Annotated in this window: 22 protein-coding genes; 4 read left to right on the top strand and 18 right to left on the bottom strand. The window is 67.8% G+C overall.

What is annotated here, in order from left to right:
* Positions 1 to 8: 8 nt before the first annotated feature.
* Positions 9 to 2,312, bottom strand: a complete 2,304-nt coding sequence (locus WS70_RS03320) for an NADP-dependent malic enzyme (RefSeq protein WP_059470734.1) — start codon at positions 2,310 to 2,312, stop codon at positions 9 to 11.
* A 201-nt stretch (positions 2,313 to 2,513) separates the two neighbouring features.
* On the opposite strand from WS70_RS03320, the gene thiL reads away from it, so the two are divergent.
* The 3 genes from thiL to WS70_RS03305 are packed head-to-tail and all read left to right on the top strand — an operon-like array spanning position 2,514 to position 4,645.
* Positions 2,514 to 3,515, top strand: coding sequence for a thiamine-phosphate kinase (thiL, locus tag WS70_RS03315; protein WP_059470733.1), 1,002 nt, complete (start codon positions 2,514 to 2,516; stop codon positions 3,513 to 3,515).
* Positions 3,505 to 4,098, top strand: a complete 594-nt coding sequence (locus WS70_RS03310) for a phosphatidylglycerophosphatase A family protein (RefSeq protein ID WP_059470732.1) — start codon at positions 3,505 to 3,507, stop codon at positions 4,096 to 4,098. The genes thiL and WS70_RS03310 overlap by 11 nt, the downstream gene beginning before the upstream one ends.
* A 46-nt stretch (positions 4,099 to 4,144) precedes the next feature.
* On the top strand, positions 4,145 to 4,645 hold the full coding sequence (locus WS70_RS03305; RefSeq protein WP_059470731.1) for a CinA family protein: 501 nt from the start codon (positions 4,145 to 4,147) through the stop codon (positions 4,643 to 4,645).
* Positions 4,646 to 5,177: 532 nt separating this feature from the next.
* Here WS70_RS03305 and pyrF read toward each other — a convergent pair.
* The 17 genes from pyrF to mpl form a co-directional block, all read right to left on the bottom strand.
* On the bottom strand, positions 5,178 to 6,005 hold the full coding sequence (pyrF, locus tag WS70_RS03295) for an orotidine-5'-phosphate decarboxylase (RefSeq protein WP_059470729.1): 828 nt from the start codon (positions 6,003 to 6,005) through the stop codon (positions 5,178 to 5,180).
* A gap of 328 nt (positions 6,006 to 6,333) precedes the next feature.
* Positions 6,334 to 7,407, bottom strand: a complete 1,074-nt coding sequence (locus WS70_RS03290) for an aldose 1-epimerase (RefSeq protein ID WP_059596329.1) — start codon at positions 7,405 to 7,407, stop codon at positions 6,334 to 6,336.
* A 46-nt stretch (positions 7,408 to 7,453) separates the two neighbouring features.
* Complete coding sequence (locus tag WS70_RS03285; protein ID WP_418230143.1) at positions 7,454 to 8,278, bottom strand: SDR family NAD(P)-dependent oxidoreductase; 825 nt, start codon at positions 8,276 to 8,278, stop codon at positions 7,454 to 7,456.
* Between the two features lie 31 nt (positions 8,279 to 8,309).
* Complete coding sequence (araH, locus tag WS70_RS03280; RefSeq protein ID WP_059470727.1) at positions 8,310 to 9,314, bottom strand: L-arabinose ABC transporter permease AraH; 1,005 nt, start codon at positions 9,312 to 9,314, stop codon at positions 8,310 to 8,312.
* Between the two features lie 104 nt (positions 9,315 to 9,418).
* Positions 9,419 to 10,930 (bottom strand): L-arabinose ABC transporter ATP-binding protein AraG, encoded by a 1,512-nt coding sequence (gene araG / locus WS70_RS03275; RefSeq protein ID WP_059470892.1) that lies wholly within the window; start codon positions 10,928 to 10,930, stop codon positions 9,419 to 9,421.
* 133 nt (positions 10,931 to 11,063) lie between these two features.
* A complete protein-coding gene (locus WS70_RS03270) occupies positions 11,064 to 12,059 on the bottom strand; it encodes an arabinose ABC transporter substrate-binding protein (protein ID WP_059470726.1) in 996 nt (331 codons plus the stop codon).
* A 130-nt stretch (positions 12,060 to 12,189) separates the two neighbouring features.
* Positions 12,190 to 12,969, bottom strand: a complete 780-nt coding sequence (locus tag WS70_RS03265) for an SDR family oxidoreductase (protein WP_059596328.1) — start codon at positions 12,967 to 12,969, stop codon at positions 12,190 to 12,192.
* Positions 12,966 to 13,655: a 2-dehydro-3-deoxy-6-phosphogalactonate aldolase gene (locus tag WS70_RS03260; protein ID WP_059596327.1), complete on the bottom strand. Its 690-nt coding sequence runs from the start codon at positions 13,653 to 13,655 to the stop codon at positions 12,966 to 12,968. Before WS70_RS03260 ends, WS70_RS03265 begins: the two co-directional genes overlap by 4 nt.
* A gap of 40 nt (positions 13,656 to 13,695) precedes the next feature.
* Entirely contained in the window at positions 13,696 to 14,709 is a 1,014-nt protein-coding gene (locus tag WS70_RS03255; RefSeq protein ID WP_059470723.1) for a 2-dehydro-3-deoxygalactonokinase, read from the bottom strand.
* A complete protein-coding gene (locus WS70_RS03250) occupies positions 14,706 to 15,623 on the bottom strand; it encodes an IclR family transcriptional regulator (RefSeq protein ID WP_059596326.1) in 918 nt (305 codons plus the stop codon). Before WS70_RS03250 ends, WS70_RS03255 begins: the two co-directional genes overlap by 4 nt.
* Positions 15,624 to 15,894: 271 nt before the next feature.
* A complete protein-coding gene (locus tag WS70_RS03245) occupies positions 15,895 to 16,293 on the bottom strand; it encodes an EF-hand domain-containing protein (RefSeq protein ID WP_059470721.1) in 399 nt (132 codons plus the stop codon).
* 91 nt (positions 16,294 to 16,384) lie between these two features.
* Positions 16,385 to 18,019 (bottom strand): S10 family peptidase, encoded by a 1,635-nt coding sequence (locus tag WS70_RS03240; RefSeq protein ID WP_059596325.1) that lies wholly within the window; start codon positions 18,017 to 18,019, stop codon positions 16,385 to 16,387.
* 483 nt (positions 18,020 to 18,502) lie between these two features.
* Positions 18,503 to 19,273, bottom strand: a complete 771-nt coding sequence (mtgA, locus tag WS70_RS03225; protein WP_059470719.1) for a monofunctional biosynthetic peptidoglycan transglycosylase — start codon at positions 19,271 to 19,273, stop codon at positions 18,503 to 18,505.
* A 19-nt stretch (positions 19,274 to 19,292) separates the two neighbouring features.
* The gene (gene aroE / locus WS70_RS03220; protein ID WP_059470718.1) at positions 19,293 to 20,171 is read right to left on the bottom strand and encodes a shikimate dehydrogenase; all 879 of its coding nucleotides are present in this window, start codon (positions 20,169 to 20,171) and stop codon (positions 19,293 to 19,295) included.
* Entirely contained in the window at positions 20,168 to 22,246 is a 2,079-nt protein-coding gene (locus tag WS70_RS03215) for a ribonuclease catalytic domain-containing protein (RefSeq protein WP_059470717.1), read from the bottom strand. The genes aroE and WS70_RS03215 overlap by 4 nt, the downstream gene beginning before the upstream one ends.
* A 115-nt stretch (positions 22,247 to 22,361) precedes the next feature.
* Positions 22,362 to 22,931 carry a YqiA/YcfP family alpha/beta fold hydrolase gene (locus WS70_RS03210; protein WP_059470716.1) on the bottom strand — a complete coding sequence of 190 codons (570 nt, stop codon included), beginning with the start codon at positions 22,929 to 22,931 and terminating at the stop codon, positions 22,362 to 22,364.
* Positions 22,928 to 24,340 carry a UDP-N-acetylmuramate:L-alanyl-gamma-D-glutamyl-meso-diaminopimelate ligase gene (mpl, locus tag WS70_RS03205; RefSeq protein WP_082716094.1) on the bottom strand — a complete coding sequence of 471 codons (1,413 nt, stop codon included), beginning with the start codon at positions 24,338 to 24,340 and terminating at the stop codon, positions 22,928 to 22,930. Before mpl ends, WS70_RS03210 begins: the two co-directional genes overlap by 4 nt.
* Before the next feature lie 193 nt (positions 24,341 to 24,533).
* On the opposite strand from mpl, the gene WS70_RS03200 reads away from it, so the two are divergent.
* Complete coding sequence (locus WS70_RS03200; protein WP_059470714.1) at positions 24,534 to 25,178, top strand: hypothetical protein; 645 nt, start codon at positions 24,534 to 24,536, stop codon at positions 25,176 to 25,178.
* The last annotated feature ends 4 nt before the right edge of the window (positions 25,179 to 25,182 follow it).

The raw sequence follows: 25,182 nt of genomic DNA, 5'->3' as shown, positions 1-25,182 counted from the left end.
AACTTCGCTCAACGCGCGGCGTTCACGTCGGCAACCAACAGCGCCGTCATGTTGACGATCCGGCGCACGGTCGCCGATTCGGTCAGCACGTGCACCGGCTGCGCCGCGCCGAGCAGGATCGGCCCGATTGCGATGTTGTTGCCGGCGGCCGTCTTCAGCAGGTTGTACGCGATGTTCGCCGCGTCGATGTTCGGCAGCACGAGCAGGTTCGCTTCGCCCTCGAGCGTCGATTCCGGCAGGATCTCCTTGCGCAGCGCCGCGTCGAGCGCGACGTCGCCGTGCATCTCGCCGTCAACGTGCAGTTCCGGCGCCCGTTCGTGCAGGATCGCGAGCGTATCGCGCATCTTCTGAGCGGAAGGCGCGTTGCTCGTGCCGAAGTTCGAGTGCGACAGCAGCGCGACCTTCGGCTCGATGCCGAACCGGCGCACTTCTTCCGCCGCCATGATCGTGATCTCGGCCAGTTGCTCCGGGGTCGGATCGACGTTCACGTGCGTATCGACGAGGAAAATCTGGCGACCCGGCAGCACGAGCGCATTCATCGCGCCGTACACGCTGCAGCCCTCGCGCTTGCCGATCACCTGGTCGATGAAGTGCAGATGGCGGTGCGTCGTGCTGATCGTCCCGCAGATCATCCCGTCCGCTTCGCCCTTCTTGACGAGCATCGAGCCGATCAGCGTCGTGCGGCGGCGCATTTCGACGCGCGCGAGCTGCTCGCTGATGCCCTTGCGGGACATCATCTTGAAGTAGGTCTGCCAGAAATCGCGGTAGCGCTCGTCGTGCTCGGTGTTGACGATCGTGAAATCGACGCCAGGCGTGAGACGCAGGCCGTAGCGCTGGATCCGGTGCTCGATCACGGTCGGCCGGCCGATCAGGATCGGCTTCGCGAGCTTCTCGTCGACGGCGATCTGCACCGCGCGCAGCACGCGCTCTTCCTCGCCCTCCGCGAACACGACCCGCTTCTTCTCGGCGGGCGCGCTGCGCGCGAGCTGGAACACCGGCTTCATCGTCGTGCCGCTGTGATAGACGAACTGCTGCAGGTGGACCTTGTACGCTTCCATGTCCTCGATCGGACGCGTCGCGACGCCGCCGTCCATCGCCGCCTGCGCGACGGCCGGCGCGATCTTCACGATGAGGCGCGGATCGAACGGCTTCGGAATCAGATATTCGGGACCGAACGACAGATCCTGGATCCCGTAAGCGGTCGCGACGATGTCGCTCTGCTCCTGCTGCGCGAGCCCGGCGATCGCATTGACGGCGGCGATCTCCATCTCGCGCGTGATCGTCGTCGCGCCGACGTCGAGCGCGCCGCGGAAGATGAACGGGAAGCACAGGACGTTGTTGACCTGGTTCGGATAGTCGGTGCGGCCCGTCGCGAGCACCGCGTCCGGCCGCACTTCGAGCGCGACTTCCGGCAGGATTTCCGGGGTCGGATTCGCGAGCGCGAGGATCAGCGGCCGCTCGGCCATCACCTTCACCATGTCGGCCTTCAGCACGCCGCCCGCCGACAGGCCGAGGAAGATGTCCGCGCCGCCGACCACGTCCGACAGCGTGCGCCCCTCGGTTTCGCGCGCGAAACGCTCCTTGTCCGGATCCATCAGCTCGGTGCGGCCCTTGTAGACGACGCCCGCCAGGTCCGTGACCGTGATGTTCTCGATCGGCAGGCCGAGGTCGACGAGCAGGTCGAGACACGCGAGCGCCGCGGCGCCCGCGCCCGACGCGACGAGCTTCACTTCCTTGATGCTCTTGCCGACGACCTTCAGTCCGTTCGTGACCGCCGCCGCGACGACGATCGCGGTGCCGTGCTGGTCGTCGTGGAACACGGGAATCTTCATCCGCTTGCGGCATTCGCGCTCGACGATGAAGCAGTCCGGCGCCTTGATGTCCTCCAAGTTGATGCCGCCGAACGTCGGTTCGAGCGCGGCGATCACGTCGACGAGCTTGTGCGGATCGGACTCGTTGAGCTCGATGTCGAACACGTCGATCCCGGCGAACTTCTTGAAGAGGACCGCCTTGCCTTCCATCACCGGCTTCGACGCGAGCGGGCCGATGTTGCCGAGGCCGAGCACCGCGGTGCCGTTCGTCACGACGCCGACGAGGTTGCTGCGCGCGGTGAAGCGCGCGGCGCTCAGCGGATTCTCGACGATCTCCTCGCACGCGAACGCGACGCCCGGCGAATAGGCGAGCGCGAGATCGCGCTGGTTGATCATCTGCTTGGTTGGCGCGATCGCAACTTTGCCCGGCGTCGGGAATTCGTGGTAGTCGAGGGCGGCTTCGCGGAGCTTTTCTTTGGAAGAGGAGGACGTGGTGGACATGTGTCTCTACGGAGGGGCTGCGGATTAGAATACCTGTTCGACGCATTGTAGCGCCAATCCCACAGCCAAAATCGCCGATTAGGGTTCGACTGCCGCGACCGAAACGTCACGAATCCGCCGCGCGCGGGCCGCCGCCCCGCCGGACGCCGACGCGAAGCGCCTTACAATGGGCGTCATCTCAACGCTCGGACACCCGCGCCCGTGGCCCATCCCCCCCTTTCGGAATTCTCGTTGATCGATCGCTTCTTCGCGCGCCGCGCGAAGGGTCCGCATGCGCGCGCCGCGCTCGGCATCGGCGACGACTGCGCGCTGCTTGCACCACAACCGGGCAAGATGCTGGCGATTTCGACGGACATGCTGGTCGAAGGCCGGCACTTTCTCGCCGACGTCGATCCGCGCGCGCTCGGCCACAAGACGCTCGCCGTCAATTTGTCCGACCTGGCCGCGATGGGCGCGGCGCCGCGCGCGTTCACGCTCGCGTGCGCGTTGCCGCGCGCCGACGCCGGCTGGCTCGAGGCGTTTGCCGACGGCCTCTTCGCGCTCGCGGACCGCCACGGCTGCGAGCTGATCGGCGGCGACACGACGAGCGGGCCCCTCAACCTGTGCGTCACCGTGTTCGGCGACGTCGAAGCCGACGCCGCGCTGCGTCGCGACGCCGCACGCGACGGCGACGACGTGTGGGTGTCCGGCACGCTCGGCGACGCGCGCGCGGGCCTCGGCGTGATCCGCGGCGAGTGGCGCGCGGGCGAGCGCGAGGCGGCCGCGTTCCGCCACGCGCTCGAGCGGCCGGAGCCGCGCGTCGCGCTCGGCGTCGCGCTCGCGGGCATCGCGCACGCGGCGCTCGACGTGTCGGACGGCCTCGCGGGCGATCTGCCGCACATCCTCGAGCGCTCGAACGTGTGCGCGGACGTGAACGTCGACGCGGTGCCGCGCTCGGCCGCGCTCGCGACGCTGCCCGCCGACGTGCAGCGCCGCTGCATGCTCGAAGGCGGCGACGACTACGAGCTGTGCTTCACGGCCGCGCCGTCCGCGCGCACCGCGATCGAGGCCGCCGGCGCGCGCGCGGGCGTGTCCGTCACGCGGATCGGTACAATACGCGGCTTGTCCGCGCCGACGGACGCGCGCGCCGTGATCTGGCGCGACGCGTCGGGCGCGCCGCTTTCGCTCACGCTGCACGGTTTCGATCATTTCCATGCCAACTGACCCGACGCCCCGTCCCGCCGGCTCCGCCGGCCAGCCCGGCCCGGCGCCCGCGCCCGCGCCCATGCCCGCGCCGCAGCAGGAGCAGCAGAAGATCGCGCGCCGCCGCGCGACCGTGCGCTTCATGTTCTCGCACCCGGTCCACATCGTGTCGCTCGGCTTCGGCAGCGGCCTTGCACCGTTCATGCCCGGCACGTTCGGCACGCTGTTCGGCTGGCTCACGTTCGTCGCGCTGAACCGCTACCTGACCGTGCCCGAATGGTGGGCGCTCATCACCGTCGGCTTCGTCGCCGGCATCTGGATGACGGGCTTCACCGCGAAGAAGATGGGCATCGCCGACCCGGGCCCCGCGGTCTGGGACGAGATCGTCGCGATCTGGCTCGTGATGCTGTTCGTCACGCCCGCGACGTTCGTCGAGCAGTTGTGGGCATTCGTCGTGTTCCGCTTCTTCGACATGGTGAAGCCGCCGCCCATCCGCTACTTCGACCGGAATTTGAAAGGCGGCTTTGGCATCATGTTCGACGACCTGATCGCCGCGCTGATGACGCTCTTCGTGATCGCGCTGTGGCGCTCGTTCGTCCAGTGACGCCGCCTCGCTCTCGTTTACTCCCGTTCGCACCGGATCTTCCCGCATGCCAACCGATTCCGTCGTCCATCAGCTCGCGATCCGCATCGGCAACAAGCTGCGCGACGGGCACCTGACGCTCGCCACCGCCGAGTCCTGCACGGGCGGCATGATCGCGACCGCGATCACCGACATCTCCGGCAGCAGCGGCTGGTTCGAGCGCGGTTTCGTCACCTATTCGAATCTCGCGAAGACCGAGATGATCGGCGTGCCCGCCGATCTGATCGACAAGCACGGCGCGGTCAGCGAGCCCGTCGCGCGCGCGATGGTCGAAGGCGCGCTGCGCAACAGCCGCGCGCAGGTCGCGCTCGCCGTCACCGGCATCGCCGGGCCGGGCGGCGGCTCCGAGCACAAGCCCGTCGGCACCGTGTCGTTCGGCTGGAGCAACCGGCTGCACACGTCGGTCGAAACGCTCGTGTTCAAGGGCGACCGCGAGCAGATCCGCGTGCAGGCGGCCACGCATGCGCTGCGCGGCCTCATCAAGCTGCTCGACGAACAGGAGCGCTGAAGCGTCGCCGCCAGCGCGGCGGGCGTCGCCATTACCGGATCGCGTGCGGCTTGACGACGATCCCGTTGCGATTCACTCGCGGGCGCGGGCTGCCCGAGCGCCTCTTGCCGCGCGGCGGATTCGTCGGACCACGCGCGGGTCTCCTTCAACGGCAGGTCCTTCTTGCCGCCCCTCACGCGCATGCCGCCGTGCTCGATGTCGGTCGCGTCGAGCGGCATGTCGCCGCCGGACTTCGGCGTGTCGCTCTTGATGAGCACGGGCTTCTTCCACGGGGCGATCCAGCCGGCGATCGAGCCGAGCCGGCCTTCGCGCCACGTCATCGGATTCGTCAGGAATGGCGTGATCACGAATTTGTCGCAGGATTTGCGATTTCCCGGCGCGCGGCATGCCCCGAAGCGGCGTCGATTTGTTCGCGCGCGGCGCATGCCGTGCGGGATGCGCCGCGCGCGATGCGTATCGGCGTGAAAGCGCGCCGCACCTGCGCCGACGCCCGGCATCGCGCGCCGGACATCGACAGGTGCGGCTGCGACGCTCAGCGATGCGCGTTGATCGTGTCGCGGGTCTGTTGCGCGGCGCGCGCGGCCGCGTCGGCGAAGTCGTCGTCGCGGCTCGCGTACAGGATCGCGCGCGACGAGTTGATCATCATCCCGGTGCCGTCGGCCGTGCGGCCCGCGGCGACGGTCGCCGCGACATCGCCGCCCTGCGCGCCGATGCCGGGGATCAGGAGCGGCATGTCGCCGACGAGCCCGCGCACCATCTCGATCTCCTTCGGGAACGTCGCGCCGACGACGAGCGCGAGCTGGCCCGTCTTCGCGTTCCACTTGTTCGCCGCGAGATCGGCGACGACCTGGTAGAGCGGCCGGCCGCCCGTCTCGAGGAACTGCAGGTCCGAGCCGCCCGGATTCGACGTGCGGCACAGCACGATCACGCCCTTGTCCTCGTACGCGAGATACGGCTCGATCGAATCGAAGCCCATGTACGGATTGACCGTCACCGCGTCCGCCCGATAGCGCTCGAACGCCTCGCGCGCATACTGCTCGGCGGTGCTGCCGATGTCGCCGCGCTTCGCGTCGAGGATCACGGGCAGGCCGGGATGCTGCAGATGGATGTGCGCGATCAGCCGCTCGAGCTGATCTTCCGCGCGATGCGCGGCGAAGTACGCGATCTGCGGCTTGAACGCGCTCGCGAACGGCGCGGTCGCGTCGACGATCTCGCGGCAGAAATCGAAGATCGCATCGGGCTGGTTCTCGAACCGCGCGGGAAACTTCGTCGGCTCCGGATCGAGACCGACGCACAGCAGCGAATTCGTGCGCCGCCAGGCGGCGCGCAGCGATTCGATGAAGGTAGGCGTGGAAGACATGGCGCTCACTCACGGCTAAGCGGTTGGGAAGGCGCGTATTTTACCTGCGCCGGGATGGGGAAGCGTGCGGGCGGGCTCGCGCCGGGTGCGCCGGCGTCGCACGCAGGCGTGTCATGCAACGCCGCGGCGCGGATTCGCACGGTCGGATCGAAGTCGGGCGAAATTGAATCGAGGCCGGATGCGCGGCGGATCGGGTTCCGCGCGATCGATCGAATCGCGTAAGCCCTGTCGCATCAGTTCGCGTCCGAACCGGCCACCCGCTCGGCGTCGATCCGCGCTGCGTTCGCCTCGCTCTCGGGCACGCGTGCGCCGACAACATCGGCCTTTTCTATGCGATTGAACGCCGCTTCGACTCGCGCGCCGCAGGCGCCGCACGCGCATCGGTGCGCGCGACCGTGAAACGGAAACGCCGCGTCAGACGCTCGCCCGGCGCAAGCAGCGTCATCCCGTGCGCGGCCGCGCCGCCTGGCAGGTTCACCGCGTCGATCGGATGATCGACAGGCTCGAAGCAGAAGAACGGCTCGCCGGGCGGCGTATACAGCACGTAGCAATCGGCGTCGGACGTGACCGTCAGCGCGAGACGGCGCTGCGGCCATGCGATCGTCGCGCCGCCGCCCCAGCCGGTGAACGCGTGATTGACGAGCGCGTCCGGCAGCGGATACGCAATGCCGAAGCGCCACGCCGCCGGCGCGCCGACATGGCGCGACGGCAGCCAATCGGGCGTCGACAGCCACAGCCCGCTCGCGGCGGCCGCGAGCTCGGTCGACGCATCACGCACGATGAACGGATGCACGCCGAGCCCGAACGGCAAGCGCGCCGCGCCCGTGTTCTCGATTGCGAGCGCGATCGTCAGCGTCGCACCGTCGAGCGCGTAGACCTGCGTCGCGCGATAGGCGTACGGCGCGCCTTCGCTGCGATCGAGCGACAGGCACAATTGCGTGTCGGCCGCATCGTCGAGCCGCCAGCGCGCGAGCCAGCCGTCGCCGTGGATCGGCAGCGGCTCGGTCGTGCGATTGCGCGGCACGCGCACGAGCCGCCCGTCGCACTCGAAGCGCCCGCCGCCGATCCGGTTCGAATACGGCAGCAGCGGATAGCACGCGAGCTCGTTCGGATCGGTGCGCGCACATGGCGCGTCGCAGCGGCGGAAAATCGGCGTGAGCACGCCGTCGCCGCGCCAGTCGAAGCGCGTGACGCCCCCGCCCAGATGCGGCGCGACGTCGAGCCGCAACACGTCGTTCGCGAGCGTCGCGATCTCCGCATCGGCCACGCCCGCGCCGCGCGCGATCCGCGAAGTCTGCGGTCCCGGGCTCACCAGATGTGCGGCGGCCGCGCGCCGCGCAGCGCGCGTCTGTAAAGTCTGCACCGTATCGGCAGCCAAGGGGCGAGAGTGCGTCACCGTCATAATTCAGTCCTCCTGCTTCCGTCGAACTTCGTCATCCGAACGATTGTTACGCCCACCCGCCGTCGACGACGACATCCTGCGCGGTGATCATCCGGCTGTCGTCCGCGGCGAGAAAGAGCGCCATCCGCGCGAGATCGCCGGGCAGCAGCTCGGCGTCGATGCACTGCCCCGCCTTGATCGCCGCACGGCCCGCATCGTCGAGCCACAGCCGGCGCTGCTTGTCGGTCATGACCCAGCCGGGCACGAGCGAATTCACGCGAATGCGGAACGGCCCGAGCTCGCGCGCAAGCGCGCGCGTCAGCCCCTGCACCGCCGCCTTCGCGGTCGCGTAGACCGGATAGCCCGCGTTCTTCAGCATCCAGCTGATCGAGCCGAGATTGACGATCGAGCCGCCGCCCAACTGCTTCATGTCGTCGATCACCGCCTGCGCCGCGAAGAACTGGTGGCGCAGGTTCACCGCGATGCCGGCGTCGAACGATTCGGGCGTCACGTCCTCGATTGCGTGGCGAACGTCGTTCGCCGCGTTGTTGACGAGCACCGCGATCGGGCCGATGTGCGCGCGGATCGTGTCGATCGCGCCACGCAGCGCCGCGACGTCGGTGAGATCGCACGCGACGAACACGGGCGCGTGCGCCGCATCGGCCAATCGCGCGGCGAGCGCTTCGCCCGCTCGCGCATCGAGGTCGACGAACGCGACGCGCGCATCCTGCCGCGCGAAGTGCTCGACGAACGACGCGCCGATGCCGGTCGCGCCGCCCGTGATCAGCACCGTGCGGCCGGCGAGGCTCGGATAGCATGCGTAACGCATATCCTGCACGTCCTGCGCATCGTGTGCGCCGCTCGATTCGTGATGCGAAGAAATTTCACTCATCTGTCCATTCCCGAAAAAACGGTCGATGCAATCAATCGCGTGCGCCGCGATTCTTCAGTTGATCGAGCAGCACGGCGGCGAGCAGGATCGCGCCGCGCACGAGATATTGATAGAACGCGTCGATGTTGAGCAGGTTCATCACGTTCTCGACGGTGCCCATGATCAGCACGCCGATCACGACACCCGAGATCGACGCGCGTCCGCCCGCGAGCGACACGCCGCCCAGCACGCATGCGGAGATCACGTTCAGCTCGAAGCCTTGCGCTGCGTTAGGCTGGCCCGACGTGATCCGCGACGCGAGGATCACGCCCGCGAGCGCGGTCACCGCGCCCTGGATCAGGAAGATGTAGACACGCGTGCGCTCGACGTTGATCCCGGCGAGCCGCGACGCTTCCGGATTGCCGCCGATCGCGAGCGTGTTGCGGCCATACACGGTCTGATTGAGCAGCACGCCGAACACGACGAAGCACACGAGCGTCACCCAGATCGGCAGCGACACGCCGAGAAACGACAGGCCGCCCAGCGAAATGAACGTCTCCGACGACACGCCGACCGCCTGCCCCTTTGACACGATGAAGCCGAGCCCGCGCACGATCTCCATCGTCGCGAGCGTCGTGATCAGCGCGTTGATCCGCAGATACGCGATCACCGCGCCGTTGACGAAGCCGATGACCGCGCCCGCCGCGACGGCCGCGGCGATCGCGACGAACGTGTTGTCGGTCGCGTTGAGCACCATCGCGCACAGCACGCCGGCGAACGCGACTGTCGAGCCGATCGACAGGTCGAAATCGCGCGATGCGAGGCAGAACATCATCGTGCACGCGACCATCCCGATCTGCGAGATCGACAGCGCGAGGCCGAGCATGTTGTCGATCGAGAAAAAATGATCGACCGTCAGCGACATCGCGGCGAACATCACCGCGAAGATCGCAACGAGGCTGTAGTCGGCGATGTGCTGCCGCCAGCGCTGCCGGTCTTCGGCCGGCGCAACCGCCGCGCGCGCCGCGGCTTGTGGAAGATTCTCTCTCGCTTGCATGTCGTTTGCTCCTCTGCCGGGTGGCGCTGCCGCCCGTGTCTCCGTTTCTTGAATCAGTCGTCCCACCCGCCGCGAGCCGTTGCGCGCCGATCGCGCGCCGCCCGTCACGCGGCGTGCGCGGTCGCGCCCTGCGGCAGCGCGAGATTGAGCACCGCCTCTTCGTTCGCTTCGCCGCGCGCGAGCTCGCCCGCGATCCGCCCTTCGCGCATCACGACGATGCGGTCCGATACGCCGAGCACTTCCGGCAACTCGGACGACACCATCACGATCGCGCAGCCGCGTTGCGCGAGCGCGTAGATCACGCCGTAGATCTCGTGTTTCGCGCCGACGTCGATGCCGCGCGTCGGCTCGTCGAGGATCACGACCTTCAGATCCGGCTCGGCGAGCCAGCGCGCGAGAATCGCCTTCTGCTGATTGCCGCCCGACAGGAAGCGGATCTTCTGCCGACGGTTGGGCGTCTTGATCTTCAGCAGCTTGATGAAGCGCTCGGCGGTCTCCGCCTCGCGCTTGCGATCGAGGAAGAGGCCCGCGCGCAGCGCATGGCGGCGGCAGCTGATGTTGATGTTCTCGGCGACCGACGCATGCGCGACGATCCCCTCTTCCTTGCGATCCTCGGGACACAGGACGATCCCGTGACGAATCGCGTCGCGCGTCGAGCGGATGTCGAGCCGCTTGCCGTCGAGCGTGAGCGCGCCGCCCGTCCGGCGGTCCGCGCCGTAGATCACGCGCATCAGTTCGCTGCGCCCCGCGCCGACGAGCCCGAAGAAGCCGACGATCTCGCCCGCGCGCACGTCGAAGCTCGCGCCCGCGCGCAGCGCGTCGCCTTCGAGCGCGCGCGCCGACAGACGCACGTCGCCGAGCGCGCGCGGCGCGTAGTGATAGATGTCGCTGATCTCGCGGCCGACCATCTGGCGCACGAGCGTCTCGCGCGGCACGTTCGCGAGCGACGCGTGCGACGCGACTTGCCGGCCGTCGCGAAAGATCGTGCACGCATCGCAGAGCCGATAGATCTCGTCCATCCGGTGCGAAATGTAGATGAGCGCGCGGCCGTCGCGCCGCAGATCGTCGACGAGCTTGAAGAGCACCTCCGTCTCGCGGTGCGACAGCGAGCTCGTCGGCTCGTCGAGCGCGATCACGCGCGCGTTGCGCAGCAGCGCCTTGCAGATCTCGACCATCTGGCGCTGCGCGATCGACAGGCTGCGCAGCTTCGCCTGCGGATCGAGATCGACGCCCATCGCGGCGAGCCGCTCGCGCACGAAGCGCTGCGCCTCGCGCTTCCTGACCCAGCCGAGCGCGCTCGGCAGCCGGCCGAGCAGCAGGTTCTCGGCGACCGTCAGGTCGGGCACGTACTGCAGCTCCTGATGAATCACCGCGATGCCCGCCGCGATCGACACGGCGGCGCTCGGAAACCGCATCGCCTGCCCGCCGACGAGCACGCTGCCCGAATCGGGCTGATATTCGCCGCCGAGAATCTTGAGCAGCGTCGACTTGCCCGCGCCGTTCTCGCCCATCAGGCCGTGCACCTGCCCCGCGTGCACGTCGAATGAAATGCCGTCGAGCGCGCGCACGCCGGGAAAGACCTTGCCGATATTGTCAAAACGCAGTGCCGCAGCCACGTCGCCTCCGTCTCCCGCCATCCGTATTGCCATTTCGTCGCATCGCTGCGTTCGTCGCTGCGTTCTCCGCCACGTTCTCCGCTGCGAGCGCCGCGTCGCGCGACGCCCGCATCGCGGGCACGGCGAACGCCGCTCACTTCGCCGCGAGGCCCATCGTCTCGCGTACGCGGCCGACGTTGTCGCGCGTCGCGAGCATGCCGGTCGTCAACGTGAGAGGCGGCGGCGCCTTGCCTTGCGCGATCCACGTGTACATCAGCTCGGACGTCTCTTCGCCGTGCCGCTTCGGGCTGATGATCACGGTGCCGAAGAAGCCCGTCGGCTGCGGCTTCTTGAACTCGTTGAGCGCCGAGTCCGAGCCGCCGATGCCGATGCCGATCATGTCGGCCACCTTGAAGCCGCGCCCTTCCGCCGCGCGCACCGCGCCGAGCACCGCTTCGTCGTTGAGGCCATACGCGACCCAGTGCTTGAACCTCGGATTCTTCGTGAGCGCGATGTTCGCCGCATTGAACGCGTTCTCGGTGTCGGTCTTCGCCTGCGGCGCGACGATCACGTTCGCCTTCGGAAAGCCGGCGGCGACGAGCGCGTCGGTTGCGCCCGTCGTGCGATCGTGCGCGGTCGGCAACTGCTCGTACGTGATGTCGATCGCGCCGACTTCGTTGATGTTCCAGCCGCGCTTCTTGATCTCGGCCGCAATCCCGCTGCCGACCTGCTTGCCGATGTCGTACGCGGAGATGCCCATGTGCGGGACCGATTCGATCGGCTTGCCCGCGCCGTCGACGAGCCGGTCGTCCACTGTCATCATCTTCAAGCCGTGCGACTTCGCCTTCGCGACGATGCCTGGCCCGAGCTTCACGTCGGGCGTGCAGATGATGAAGCCTTGCGCTTTCTGCGCGGCGAGATTGTCGATCGCGCTCATCACCTTCTCGCCGGACGGCGCGCCGATCTTCACGAGCGTGAAGCCCTTCTCCTTCGCGGCCATCTCGGCGAATTTCCATTCGTCCTGGAACCACGGCTCCTCGGGCTGCTTGACGAGGAAGCCGATCTTCACGGGCTCGGCCGCGTGCGCGGGCAGGCCCGCCGCCGCGACCGTCGCCGCTGCCGCCAGCGTGATGAACATTCTGCGTTTCATGTTGCTTGTCTCCTTGTTGTCTCCGTCACCGGATCTGTCGGCCGCTTCGTCGTCTCGACGCGGCGCGTGCGACCGTCGCGCGCCGCCTTCGCACGTCGTGCATCCCTGACGGGACGACCGCGCGAGTGAATCAGTCGTGGTACAGCACCGATCGGCCGCCGTCGATCGTGATGCAGCTCGCGTTGATGAACGGCGCCTCGTCCGAAGCGAGGAACACCGCGGTCATCGCGACTTCGTCCGGCTGCCCGATCCGCTTCATCGGCTGCAGCGCGAGCGTCTCGCGCCGCGCGGCCTGCGGGTCGGGCTGCGCGTTCCACCAGTCGTGCGTCGCCTGCGTCTCGATGTAGCCCGGCGCGATCGCATTCACGCGCACGTTGCGCGGCGCGTATTCGATGCCGAGCGCGCGCGTCAGGCCCAGCACGGCGTGCTTCGCGACCGGGTACGGAAAGCAGCCGGGAATGATCTTGAACGCATGCGTCGACGCGATGTTCACGATGCTGCCGCGTCCGCGCTCGACCATCCCCGGCAGCACCGCGCGACAGCCGTTCCAGACGCCGTCGAGATCGACTGCGAAGCAGCGCCGCCAATCGTCGTCGGTGAGCGCGAGCGGATCGCGAAACACGTTGATGCCGGCGTTGTTGACGAGCACGTCGAGCGGGCCGAATGCGCGCGCCGCCTGCGCAACCGCGGCCGACATCGATTCGGCTTGCGTGACGTCCGTCTGTATCGCGAGCACGCGCGCATCGGCGATGTCGCGCCCGATCGCGTCGGCCGTCTCTTCGGCGAGCGCGGCATCGAGCTCCGCGAGCGCGACGGCCGCGCCTTCGCGCACGAACGCGCGCGCGATGGCAGCGCCGATGCCGCGTCCAGCGCCCGTCACGAGCGCGACCTTGCCCGCGAGCCGGCTCACCGCGCCGCTCCCTTGCGCGCGATCCGCAGCCCCTTGACGAACGCCTGCGCGTGCGAAGCGGTGACGGCGGGCGCCTGTCCGGGCGCATACAGCGCCGAGCCGAGGCCGAAGCCGTTCGCGCCCGCCGCGAGATACGGGCCCATGTTCTCGGGCGTGATCCCGCCGACCGGCACGAGCGGCACCCGCGCGTCGATCACCGCGCGCCACGCCTTCACGGCGGACTGGCCGAGCTGCTCGGCGGGAAACATCTTCAGCACGTCCGCGCCGTTCGCGAGCGCGGCGAACGCCTCGGTCGGCGTCGCGACGCCGGGCGCGCATGCGATGCCGAGCGTCTTCGCGCGGCGCACGACGTCGCCGTCCGCATGCGGCATCACGATCAGCTCGCCGCCCGCGCGCACCACTTCGTCGGCGTATTCGGCGCGCAGCACCGTGCCCGCACCGACGATCGCATCGGCGGGCAACGCAGCGCGCAATGCGGCGATGCTGTCGAACGGATCGGGTGAATTGAGCGGCACCTCGACGATGCGAAAGCCCGCTTCGTACAGCGCAGCGCCGTGCGCCGCCGCGTCGGCGGGCGTGAGCCCGCGCAGGATCGCGATCAGCGGACACGCGTCGAACGCGCGCATCAGTCCGCGATGCGGCGCATACGGCGCGGGAAAACGGAGTGCTTCTGCATCCATCGGCATCCTCTCCTCCAGCAACTTCGTGTCGAGACGCGTTTCGCGTCTATTGCGGCGCGCAGACGGCGCCGCCTGCCGCGCCGACGAGCCCCGCCTGCGTCGCGATGCGCCACAGGCCGCGCTCGGAAGCACGTTCGACGATGCGCGCATCGCCGCAACCGAATTCGGCGAGCGCGCGCCGGTAGCGATCGCACAACGCGCCGTCGCCGACGAGGCGCGGCGCCAGCGCCGCGAGCGATGCGCGGTGGCTGTCCAGCAACGCATCGAGCGCGTTCAGCTCATGACCGATCAGCAGTCCAGACAAATAGTCGCCCTGCGCCTGCGGCGCAAGCTGACCGGTCAGCCCGAGCGTGCGGGTGCTGAACAGCGTCGCGAGCAATCCTTCGCTGCGCTTGCGTCGTGCGATCCGCACGCCGCGCGCGAACGCCGCCCAGTCCGACGCATCGCTCGGCTGCATCGTGCGGCCGAGAATCGTGTGCCCGCGTAGCGCGGCGAACAACTCGCCCGTCATGTACGTGCGAAACCACTCGATGCGGCCGTCGCGCACCCACGCCCATTTCGCGTGCGTGCCGGGCAAGCCGATCAGCACGCCTGCACGTTCGCGCGCAAGCGACGGCTCGGCGGCGAGCGTGCCGACGATCTGCGTTTCCTCGCCGCGCATCACGTCCGGCAGCTCGCCCGGCTCGAGCGCGCCCGGCACGATCGCGAGCGCCGAACCGCGCGCGGTGCGAAGCCGCACGAGGCTCGACGCGAACGCATCGGCAGCGGCCGGCATCGTCACGTAGGGCGCCTCGCGCCAGCCCTGCGCGCTGCCGACCATCCCCGACGCGAGCGCCGGCACGTGCGGCGTGCGGTCGAGCCATGCGCCGCAAGCGTGCTCGAACGCGGCATCGAACGCCTGCGACGGCGACGCGCCTGTCGCGCCGGGCAAGCTCATCACGCCGGCCGCGAACGCGCGCGTGTCGAGCACCGAGCCGTCGGCGGCGAACAGGTATGCACGCAGCGACGTCGTCCCCCAGTCGAGCCCGATCAGCGCGGGCGTGGTCGCGTGCGCCGTCATCGCTTGATCCTGCGCGTCGCCTGCGGCGCGCTCCAGCCGAGGTCGGCCGAAATCGCGCGCGCGCCGCGCTGCACGAGCGGCACGAGTTCGTTCATCCGGTCGAGCGACATGTAGGGAATCGTGCTCGCGACCGACAGCGCGGCGACGATCGCGCCCGACGCGTCGCGCACCGGCGCGGCGACGCAGCGAATCGACGTTTCGTTCTCCTCGAGATCGAACGTGTAGCCGCCCGCCGCGTAGTGCGCCATCCGCTGCAGGAACGTGCCGACGTCCGGACGGCGATCCGGCTTGAAATTCACGCCCGCGAGCGCGCGCTTCGACGCGTCGAACAGCGAGCGCCACCTGTCCGGATCGAGGTCGAGCATCATCGCCTTGCCGATTCCCGTCGACGCGAGCGGCATCCGGTGGCCGATTCGCGAGCGCATCTCGAGGCCGCGCGTACCGGGAATCTTGTCGATGTAGAGCACGTCGTCGCCGTCGCGCACGCCGAGGTGGATCGTGTCGAGCGTCGCTTGCGCGAGCGCTTCGAGATGCGGGCGCGCGACCGCCGTGAGCGGCATCTGCTCGAGCGCGATCGTGCCGAGCTCGATCAGCTTCGGACCGAGCAGATAGCCGCCTTGCACCTGGCGCAGATAACGTGCCTGCACGAGGCTGCTGACGAGACGGTGCGTCGTGCTGCGCGTCGTGCCGAGCGCGGCGCCGATCGCGCGCATGTCGCGGGCGCCGCCCGCGACCGCCTCGAGGATCGCAAGACCGCGCAGCAGCGTTTGCGTGCCCGCCTGCTGCGCGGCGAGATCGAGCGGCGTGCTCGTCGCACCGATGCTGTCGGCGAGCGTCGCGTCGGACATATCGGACGTGTCGGGATGGATGGCTGTCGCGCCGTTCAAGGCAAGCGTCATAGGCGTTTTGCTCATGGTGCGATGAACTCCGGCAAGTCAGACACGCGAGCCGTCGGGTTTGCGACGACTGCGCATCTGCCGAAGCGTGTCGATGTGCTTCGGATTGTAGGGGGGCGTGCCGCCATCTCCAATATTTGAGTGCAACGCCCATATATTGGGAATTCTAATCGTTCCGTTCCCGCGAGCCGGTCGCGCGCATGAAAAAACGGGCTGAGCCGAATGTCCGGCTGAGCCCGTTCGATGCGCACCCCGTGGTCCTCGTGGGGGTAAGCGATGCGCGACTTGCTTACTTCTGCGTCGCGCTCTGCGATTGGATGTAGCGCTGCACGTCGGAGAACGACACGCGTCCCGCATGGTTCGCGTCGATCTGCTTGAAGTTCTTCGCGACGTAGCCGAGGCCCGCTGCCTTCGCCTGCGCTTCGGTCAGGCCCGTGTTGTTCACGTCGGCCGCCGCGAACTGGCGCTGCAGCTTGCGCACGACCTGCGCATGCAGCGCGGCGCCCGATGTCTGCGTGCCGGCCGTCGGCTTGCGCGCGGCGGGCGGCACGTACGGATCACCGAGCTGCGCCTGCGTGTGGCGATCGGGTTGCGCGTCGCTCGCCGCCTCCTGCGCGAACGCCGCTTGCGTAAACACGAGGCCCGCGGCGAACAGCGCCGACCAGGCGAATGCCGATTGGATTTTCATGTCAGCTCCGATGAGAAATGGGGTCGTCATGGCCCGTCGCGCGCGGCGCATCATGCGCGCAGCGCGACGGACGGTGAAGCATCGTTCGACGTCATTGCGTGACGGGCGTCGCACCATAGAACATCACCAGATCGGCTTTCTCCTGCGGCCGCGACGTATCGTCCAGATAAACCATGTGCCCGCCCTGATAGTCCTTGATCGTCAGATTGGGCTGCGCGCCGAGACGGGCGAGATCGAGTTCCGTCTGATAAAACGGCGTCGCGATGTCGTGATAGCCGTTCAACGACAGTACCTTCAGCGAAGGATTGAGCGTGAGCGCCGTGGCCAGATCCGGAATCGTATCGGGCAGGTCAAGGCCGTCGTGACTCCAGTCCCATGTGTAGATCGCATTGCTCCCTACAGCATAGGCCGACTTCGCCGAGTACTTCAGCACGTTCGGCAAATAGGCGCCGATCGTGTCGGTGAACGGCTTCGTGATGAAGCTGCTCGACGGATCGCCGCCCGATGCGAGCGGGCTGTTCGTCGGCACGTTCACGCGCGCGTCGTAGCGGCCGATCAGCGTGCCCGGGATCAGGGCCAGCTGATAGCTGTTGTCGTACATAGTCGGCAGCAGGTTGAAGTTCGCGCGCCACAGCGAAGGGGTCGCGCCCGTCGAATTCGACATCGTCGTCACGAGGCTCTGCGGCGGCGGCGTATTGCTCGCGAGATAGGCGTTCACGGCCGGCGAATACGTGCCCGCCGTCAGCAGACGCATCTGGTCGGCATACTGCGGCAGGTCCGCCGGATTCGGATTGTCGAGCCGATAGTACGCGCCGACCGCGCCGTAACTCGGCACGAAGCCTGCGCAGCTGATCGTGCTCGACCCGTTGTTCGAATTGCCGACATTGTTGCTCGCCATGTCGCAGTTGCTGTTGTAGTTGAGGATCGACGACTGCAGCACGATCCCGTCGAGCTTCACGCCGGCCGTCTCGAGCAGGTTCGCGAGCACGTCGGTGCGCGGCGTGCCGTACGATTCGCCGAACAGGTACTTCGGCGAATCGTTGCGCTGATTCACCTGCAGATAGCGGATCACGAAATCGCGAAATGCTCCGCCGTCCTGATCGACGCCCCAGAATGTCTGATTCGTGTTCGGCGCGATCGCTTCCGAAAAGCCCGTGCCGATCGCGTCGACGAACACGAGATCGGTCGTATCGAGGAGCGTTTCCTGATTGTCGACGAACGGGAACGGCGTCGGACTGTTCGCGTTCGGGTCGCCCGTCACGAGGCGCTTCGGCCCGAACGAGCCGAGGTGCAGCCAGACCGTCGACGAGCCGGGGCCGCCGTTGTAGAAGAACGTGACGGGACGTTTGCCGAGCGGCTGGTTGTCCGCCGTGTACGCGACGTAGAAGAACGACGCCTCGGCCGCGCCCGTCTGCGGGTTGCGCGCAGTCAGGTGGCCCGCGGTCGCTGTGTAGTTGATCGTCTTGCCGTTCAACGTGATCTGGTGATGCGTGATCGCGGCGTTCTCGGTCGCGGCGGAAGCCGACAGCGATGCGCTTGCGCTCGACGAATAACGGTTGGGATCTTGATACGGCTTGTCCGCGCCGGATGAGGTGTCGGTGCTGCTCGAACTGTTCTCGCTCGCGGCGGCGCCCGCGGCGGGATTCGCATCATCTCCGTTGCACGCTGCGAGGAGCAGCGAAGAGAATACTGCGGCTAATAGCAGCTTCGTCTTACGTGCTGGCATAGTCGTTTTCCTTCTCTCATGTTGTTTTTTTCAGAGCGGCCGGATAGACGCCCCCACCTTGCTCGTTCGGCCCGATAGACCGAGGCGTGGGCCAATATACGCGACAAGATTCGATTTGAAAAATAGCGAAACATTTGAAAGAAACAAGGTTTACTTTATTCTTTCAAATTCGATTTTTCATTTGAACAAAATCGATACGGAATCAGGCTTTCGAGCGGCATTTTGTCAATTCGATCGAGACAGAATCGACGGTAGAGCGGATTTTTTATTGCTGCATTCGCACTGCGCGGCGGAATTAATTTGGCAATCGAAATAAATCGAGTAATTACCCGAATGCCCGACGTATCGGTTTTGAAAGATTTGTGGAAGCGCAGATATTGGGATGGTGCACCGCAAAGGGCGCGCTGATCTCCTGCATGAAGAAGCGCCGTCGTTCGACAGAAGCGCGCGTCGGCAAGCGATCGCGCTGCGGCCCATCCGCGCTCACTGCGACGCGGGCAATTCCGCCGCGCCCATCCGTCGCGCGATCACGCCCGCGCGCTGCGCAAGGTAAGACGAGCCACGATGCGCGTCGAAATACTTCGGATTCGGCAGCATCACCGCGAGGCGCGCCGATTGCCACGCGGAAAGCCGGCTCGCGGGAATCCGGAAGTAGTACTGCGCGGCGGCTTCCGCGCCGTACACCCCGCGGCCGAATTCGACCGAGTTCAGGTAGATCTCGAAGATGCGCTCCTTGTCGAGCAGCGTTTCGAGCATCCACGTAATGATGAGCTCCTGCCCCTTGCGGATGTAACTCTTCTCACTGGACAGGAACAGATTGCGCGCGAGCTGCTGCGTGATCGTCGAGCCGCCCGACACGATCCGGCCGTGCGCGCGGTTCTTTTCCCACGCCTGCAGAATCGCGTCCACTTCGTAGCCCGAATTGTTCGCGAAATCGGCGTCTTCGGATGCGATCACCGCGCGCTTCAGGTTCCGCGAGATCCGCTCGTACGGCGCCCACTGATGCCGGATCGTCACGGCGGGCCGCGCGGCCGACAGGCGCCACGCGTCAGCGCGCATGAACGCGCTCGACCCCGGATCGACCGCCGTCCACATCGCGATCTGCGCAAAGTAATAGAGCTGCGTCGCGAGCCACGCGCCGGCGAATACGCCGCCCGCATACGCGAACCAGTGCGCGAGACCGCGCTTGCGCGCGCCGGTCGCACCGCGCGCGGGCGCGAAGCCCGGGCCGGGCGAAACGGGACTGTTCCGCATCCCGCAGCGCCTCTTGCGTTCAGTGCGCCGCCGACGCCGCGAGCGCGGCGCGCAGCGCGGCGAGCACAGGCGCGCTGTCGGGCCGCACGCCTCGCCATACGTAGAACGATTCCGCCGCCTGCTCGACGAGCATCCCGAGCCCGTCCGCCGCGCGCGCGCCGAGCGCCGCCGCGTGCTCCATGAAGACGGTCGGCCGCGCGCCGTACATCATGTCGTACGCGAGCGTCGCCGGGCCGAACGCCACGGCGTCGCATTCGGGCAGCGCCGCGTCGAGGCTGCCCGCCGTCGCGTTGACGATCACGTCGTAAGGCTCGCGCGCGATCCGCTCGGAACCGCCGCCCGCGAGCACGCAGCCCGCATCGTGCGCGGCTTGCGTGAACTGGCCGACGAGCTCTTCCGCCTTGCTCGCCGTCCGGTTGACGATCGTGAGCGACGTGGGTGCGCGCTCGAGGATCGGCAGCACGACGCCGCGCGCCGCACCACCCGCGCCGAGCAGCAGAATCCGCGCGCCCGCCAGGCTCACGCCGAGATTCGTTTCGATGTCGCGCACGAGACCGACGCCATCGGTGTTGTCGCCGAAGATGCCGTTCTCGTCGAAGCGCAGCGTGTTCACCGCGCCCGCCGCCGCCGCGCGCGGCGACAGCGTGTCGGCGAGCGCATAGGCTTCGAGCTTGAACGGCACCGTGACGTTCACGCCGCGGCCGCCCTGCGCGACGAATTCACGCACCGCGGCCGTGAAGCCGTCGAGCGGCGCGAGCAAATACGTGTACGCGATCGTCTCGCCCGTCTGCTCGGCAAAGCGCGTGTGAATGAACGGCGACTTGCTGTGCGCGATCGGATTGCCGATCACCGCGTAGCGATCGCGCGCGCCCGCAGCGGGTTCGACGGTCGTGCTCATTTCGGCTGCTCCTCGCCGTTCGCGGACGCGTCGCCCTCGCCGCCCGCCGCGCCGCCCGCCTCGGCGAGCGCTTCCGCTTCGCTTTCGGCCGACTCGTCGGCGGCGTCGAGCGGCACGTCGTCGGCCGCTTCGGCCTCCTCTTCGTCCTCGGCCGGCTCGCCGCCCGACACCGTCGGCGCGTCGAGCACGCTCAAGAGCCGCACCGACGCCTCGATCGTCAGTTCGTCGACCGACATCACGTCGAGCAGCACGCGCGTGCCGCGCGCGTGCACGCCGAGCGCGGGCACGTGCAGCAGCAGGGGCACTTCGTCGAGACGCACGAGCTCGCCCTTCACGACAGTCGCGCTCACCTGCTTGCGGCCTTCCTGCTTGATCCAGCGCAGGCACCAGAAATACTCCATCCGGCGCTGATGATCGGCGTATGCGGCGTACGTATCGTCGAAGCCCTGCACGACCGCGTACAGATCCGCGTCCTTCTGCTTGAACGGCGCGGCGAGCTTCGCGGTCACGCCGTGCTGCACGCACGCGAGCAGTTGCCATTGATTGACGAGGTCGACGTAGCGGCGCAGCGGCGACGTGCTCCACGCATACTGCGGCACGCCGAGCCCTTCGTGCGGCGCGGCGCTCGTCTGCATCCGCGTGCGCTTCGGCCCGCTCGGCATGCCGAACGCGCGCTGCGTGCGATAGATGCCCGGCACGCTATGGTCATGCAGGAACGCGCCCCACGTCGAGTTCGCGAGGATCGCGAGTTCGGACACGATCAGATCGAGCGGCGAACCGCGCCGGCGAGGCGTGATCGTCACGTGCTCGCCTTCGACGTAGAAGTTGTAATCGGTATTGCGCTGCACTTCGCGCCTGAGCCCGTAGCCCGCGCGCGCGACCTGGCGCTTCTCGAAGAGCGCCTGCGCGAGCGGCCAGAGCACCGCGATGTCGTCCTTGTGCGGATAGTCGCCCGTGCCGGCCGCGAGCGCATCCTCGGTGACGAGCTCGTCGAGCGTGTTGTGGCGCAGGTTGCTCTTCACATAGACGTATTCGGCGCGCGTCTCGTTCGCGACGATCTCCTGCGTGTCGCGCTTCACGATGATGTACAGCGACAGCGCCGGGCGGTAGTCGCCCTCCTTCAGCGTGAATACGTCGACGACGTCGTCCGGCAGCATCGTGATCTTGTCGCCCGGCATGTAGACGGTCGACAGCCGCGCACGCGCGACCGCGTCGACCGCGTCGCCGCGCGCGACGCCGAGCGCGGGCGCCGCGATGTGCACGCCGATCCGCACGCGCCCGTCGGTCAGATGCTCGACCGAGAATGCATCGTCGATCTCGGTCGTCGTGATGTCGTCGATCGAAAACGCACCGACGTCCGCGCGCGGCAAGTCGTCGGGCAGCTTGCCGACCGTGATGGACGGAAAGCCCGTGCCGTGCGGGAAGTACTCGGCGAGAAAGCGCGCTTCGTGCAACGCGCGCGCAGACGGAATGCCGCCGCAGTCGAGCATCAGCCGCGCGGGCGACACGCCGCGTGCGAGCGCCGCCGCGTCGAGCGCCTTGTATTCGATCGAATTCTTGTCCGGCTTCGTCAGAAGGTTGAGCGCCTTGCCGGCGAACACGTCGGGCAGCTTGCCCGCCTTCAGCTCGTCTTCGTAGCCGGCCTGCACGAGCGCCTGCTGACGCTTGCGCTCCAGCGCGGCGAGCGCCATCTTCAGTTGCTCTTCGGGCGCGCGCTGATACTGGCCGCGCCCCTTGCGGCGGAAATAGACGGGCGAGCCGTGCAGGCGCAGCACGAGCGCCGCGCGCTCGACCGGGCCATAGCTCGCGCCGAAATACTCGTCGGCGAGCGCCGCGTACGCGAATTCCTCGGCGGGCGCGCATTCCCACAGAAAATCCAGATCGATCTGCTGCGCGGCCTCGTCCGCCTGCTGCATCAACTCGCTCGCGGCGGGTTTCTCGAATTCGATCAGCACATCCTTCGCGCGCACCTTCGCGCGCCGGCCGCCCGGCAATTCGACCTGAAACGCGTCGCCCTGGCGCGACAGCACGCTGCCCGCCTTGAAACTGCCCGATTCCTCGAAGAAAACGTTCACTCAGTACTCTCGTCTTTCGTTCAGACTTCCGCGCGCCGCGCTTCGCTTCGGAAGCAGGCGACGCCGCGTGTGGTGTGTAAGGCGCCATGCGCCGGACCTCGCATCCGGCACCGGCCTATCCGGCGTCGCAAAATGCGAGAACGTCGTCGATGTAGTCGGCAAATTCGCTGATCCCGTGATCGCTGCCTTCGATGACGCAGGTTCGCGCGCCCGGATAGCGCGCGAGCATTTCGCGATAGTCGAGCACTTCGTCGCCCGTCGCCGCGAACAAATAGTAGCGCTCGGGCCGCGTGACCGCCGCGACGCGCAACACGTTCAGCTCGTCCAGATGATGCGGCTCGACGACGATCGTGCCGCCGCCGTGCCAGAGCGGCTGCTCGCCGAGATAGCGACGCAGGTCGCGCTGCGGCTGCGTCGCCGGATTGAGCAGCACCGCGCGCCAGCCGTGCGTTTCCGCAAGCCAGGTCGCATAGTAGCCGCCGAGTGAGCTGCCGATCACGGTGACGTCGCGCGCGGGCACGCCGGCGACTTCCGCCTCGGCCGCCGTGATCGCGTCGAGCGGCGCCACCGACAACGTCGGGCAGCGCCACTCGTCCGCGCGTCCGAGATCGGCGAGCCGGGCGGCAAGCGCGCGCGCCTTGAACGACTGCGGCGACGAGCGAAAGCCGTGCAGATACAGGATCACGCGCCGCTCCGGGCCGACGCCGCGTCGCCGCGAGCCGACAGCGCGTCGAGCAGCTTCTGGTGCACGCCGCCGAAGCCGCCGTTGCTCATTACGAGCACGTGATCGCCCGGCTGCGCCGCCGCCGTCACCGCCTTCACGAGCGCGTGCAGGTCGTCGAACGCGTGCGCCTTGTCGCCGAGCGGTGCGAGGGCATCGGGAAGGCTCCAGCCGAGCGCGTCTCGGCCCGTCGGCGCGCCGTAGCCGAACACGAGATCGGCGTCGGCGAGGCTCGCCGACAGTTGCGCCTTCATCGCGCCGAGCTTCATCGTGTTCGAGCGCGGCTCCAGCACGGCGAGGATTCGGGTGTTTTCGCTGCCGATGCGAGCTCGAAGACCGGCAATCGTCGTTTCGATCGCAGTCGGATGATGTGCAAAGTCGTCATAGACGGTCACGCCGTCGACGCTGCCGCGCACTTCCATCCGGCGCTTCACGTTGCGGAACGTCGCCAGCGCGGCGGCCGCCTGCGCAGGCGGCGCGCCGACATGGCGCGCGGCCGCGATCGCGGCGAGCGCGTTCATCCGGTTGTGCTCGCCCTGAACCTGCCAGTCGACGACGCCGACGCGCTCGCTGCGCCAATACACGGCGAAGCGCTCGTCGACCGGCACGCCGTCCTCGGCGGGCAGCGCCTGCCAGCCGCCGTCGACGCCGAAACGCTCGACGTCGCTCCAGCAGCCGCGCGACAGCACGCGTTCGAGCGCGTCCTCGCGGCCGTTCGTCACGAGCCGGCCGACACTCGGTACCGTACGCACGAGGTGATGGAATTGCGTTTCGATCGCGGCGAGATCCGGGAAAATGTCGGCATGATCGAACTCTAGATTGTTCAGGATCGCGGTGCGCGGCCGGTAGTGGACGAATTTCGAGCGCTTGTCGAAGAACGCGGTGTCGTATTCGTCCGCTTCGATCACGAAGAAGCTCGAATCGGTGAGGCGCGCGGACACACCGAAGTTCAGCGGCACACCGCCGATCAGGAAGCCGGGATTCAGGCCCGCGTCTTCCAGGATCCACGCGAGCATCGAGCTCGTCGTCGTCTTGCCATGCGTGCCGGCGACAGCGAGCACCCACTTGCCCGTCAGCACGTGTTCGCCGAGCCACTGCGGACCGGACACGTACGGCAACCCGCGATCGAGGATCGCCTCCATCAGCGGATTGCCGCGCGACACCACGTTGCCGATCACGAACAGATCGGGCTTCAGATCGATCTGCTCGGCGCCGTAGCCCTCGATCAGCCGAATGCCCTGCGCCTCGAGCTGCGTGCTCATCGGCGGATAGACGCCCGCGTCACAGCCGGTCACGGTGTGGCCCGCCGCGCGGGCGAGCACGGCGAGACCGCCCATGAAGGTGCCGCAGATGCCGAGAATGTGGATATGCATAAAGCTTCGCGCCGCGTGGGCGTAGTCGAATCGGAGGCCGGCCGCGCATCGCGCCGGTTGCCGGGGAAACACGTGCGACGTGGCGCTCGCGCCGCCGCGCAAAGGGGGCTATTGTAACTGACGGCCCCGACGCGAACGACGGTTGACGCAACCGCCGAGTCGCTCGGCACCGATCTAGTATGATTGCCGGATCATGTCTCGCAAAACCCTACTCGACCCGCGGCGCGTACGCGACGAAATCGCGCTCGCCGCGGCGCGCCTGATCGCCGAAGACGGGCTCGACTACGCCGGCGCGAAGCGCAAAGCCGCGCGCCAAGTGCTCGGCGACAGCCGAATTGCCGGCGAATGGCTGCCAGATAACGATCAGATCGAAGAAGAACTGCACGAATACCTCGCGCTGTTCCAAGGCGAAACGCAGCCCGCCGAACTGCGCCGGCTGCGTCTCGTCGCGCTCGCGTGGATGGAGCGGCTCGCGCCGTTCAATCCGTACATCGCGGGCGCGGTGCTGAACGGCACGGCGAACGCGCATTCCGACGTCCATCTGCAGGTCTTCTGCGACAACCAGAAGGACGTTGCGATCTATCTGCTGAACCAGAACATCCAGTACGACGTGTCCGAGACCCGCCACTTCGCGGGACGCGGCGACGTCGAGACGCTCAGCTTCCTGTGGCGTGAAGCGCGCGGCGCGGAGCCCGTCGGCATCCACGTCGCACTGTATACAAGCGACGACCTGCGCGGCGCCGTGAAGGCGGACGCCCGCGGCCGTCTGTCGCGAGCCGACGCGCAAGCGCTGCGCGCGCTCGTCGAAGCGTCGCCCTCCTCACCAACCCAATCTTGAACCG

Source organism: Burkholderia mayonis (genome assembly GCF_001523745.2).
GTDB lineage: Bacteria > Pseudomonadota > Gammaproteobacteria > Burkholderiales > Burkholderiaceae > Burkholderia > Burkholderia mayonis.
This window is presented reverse-complemented; position numbering and strand designations above follow the sequence as displayed.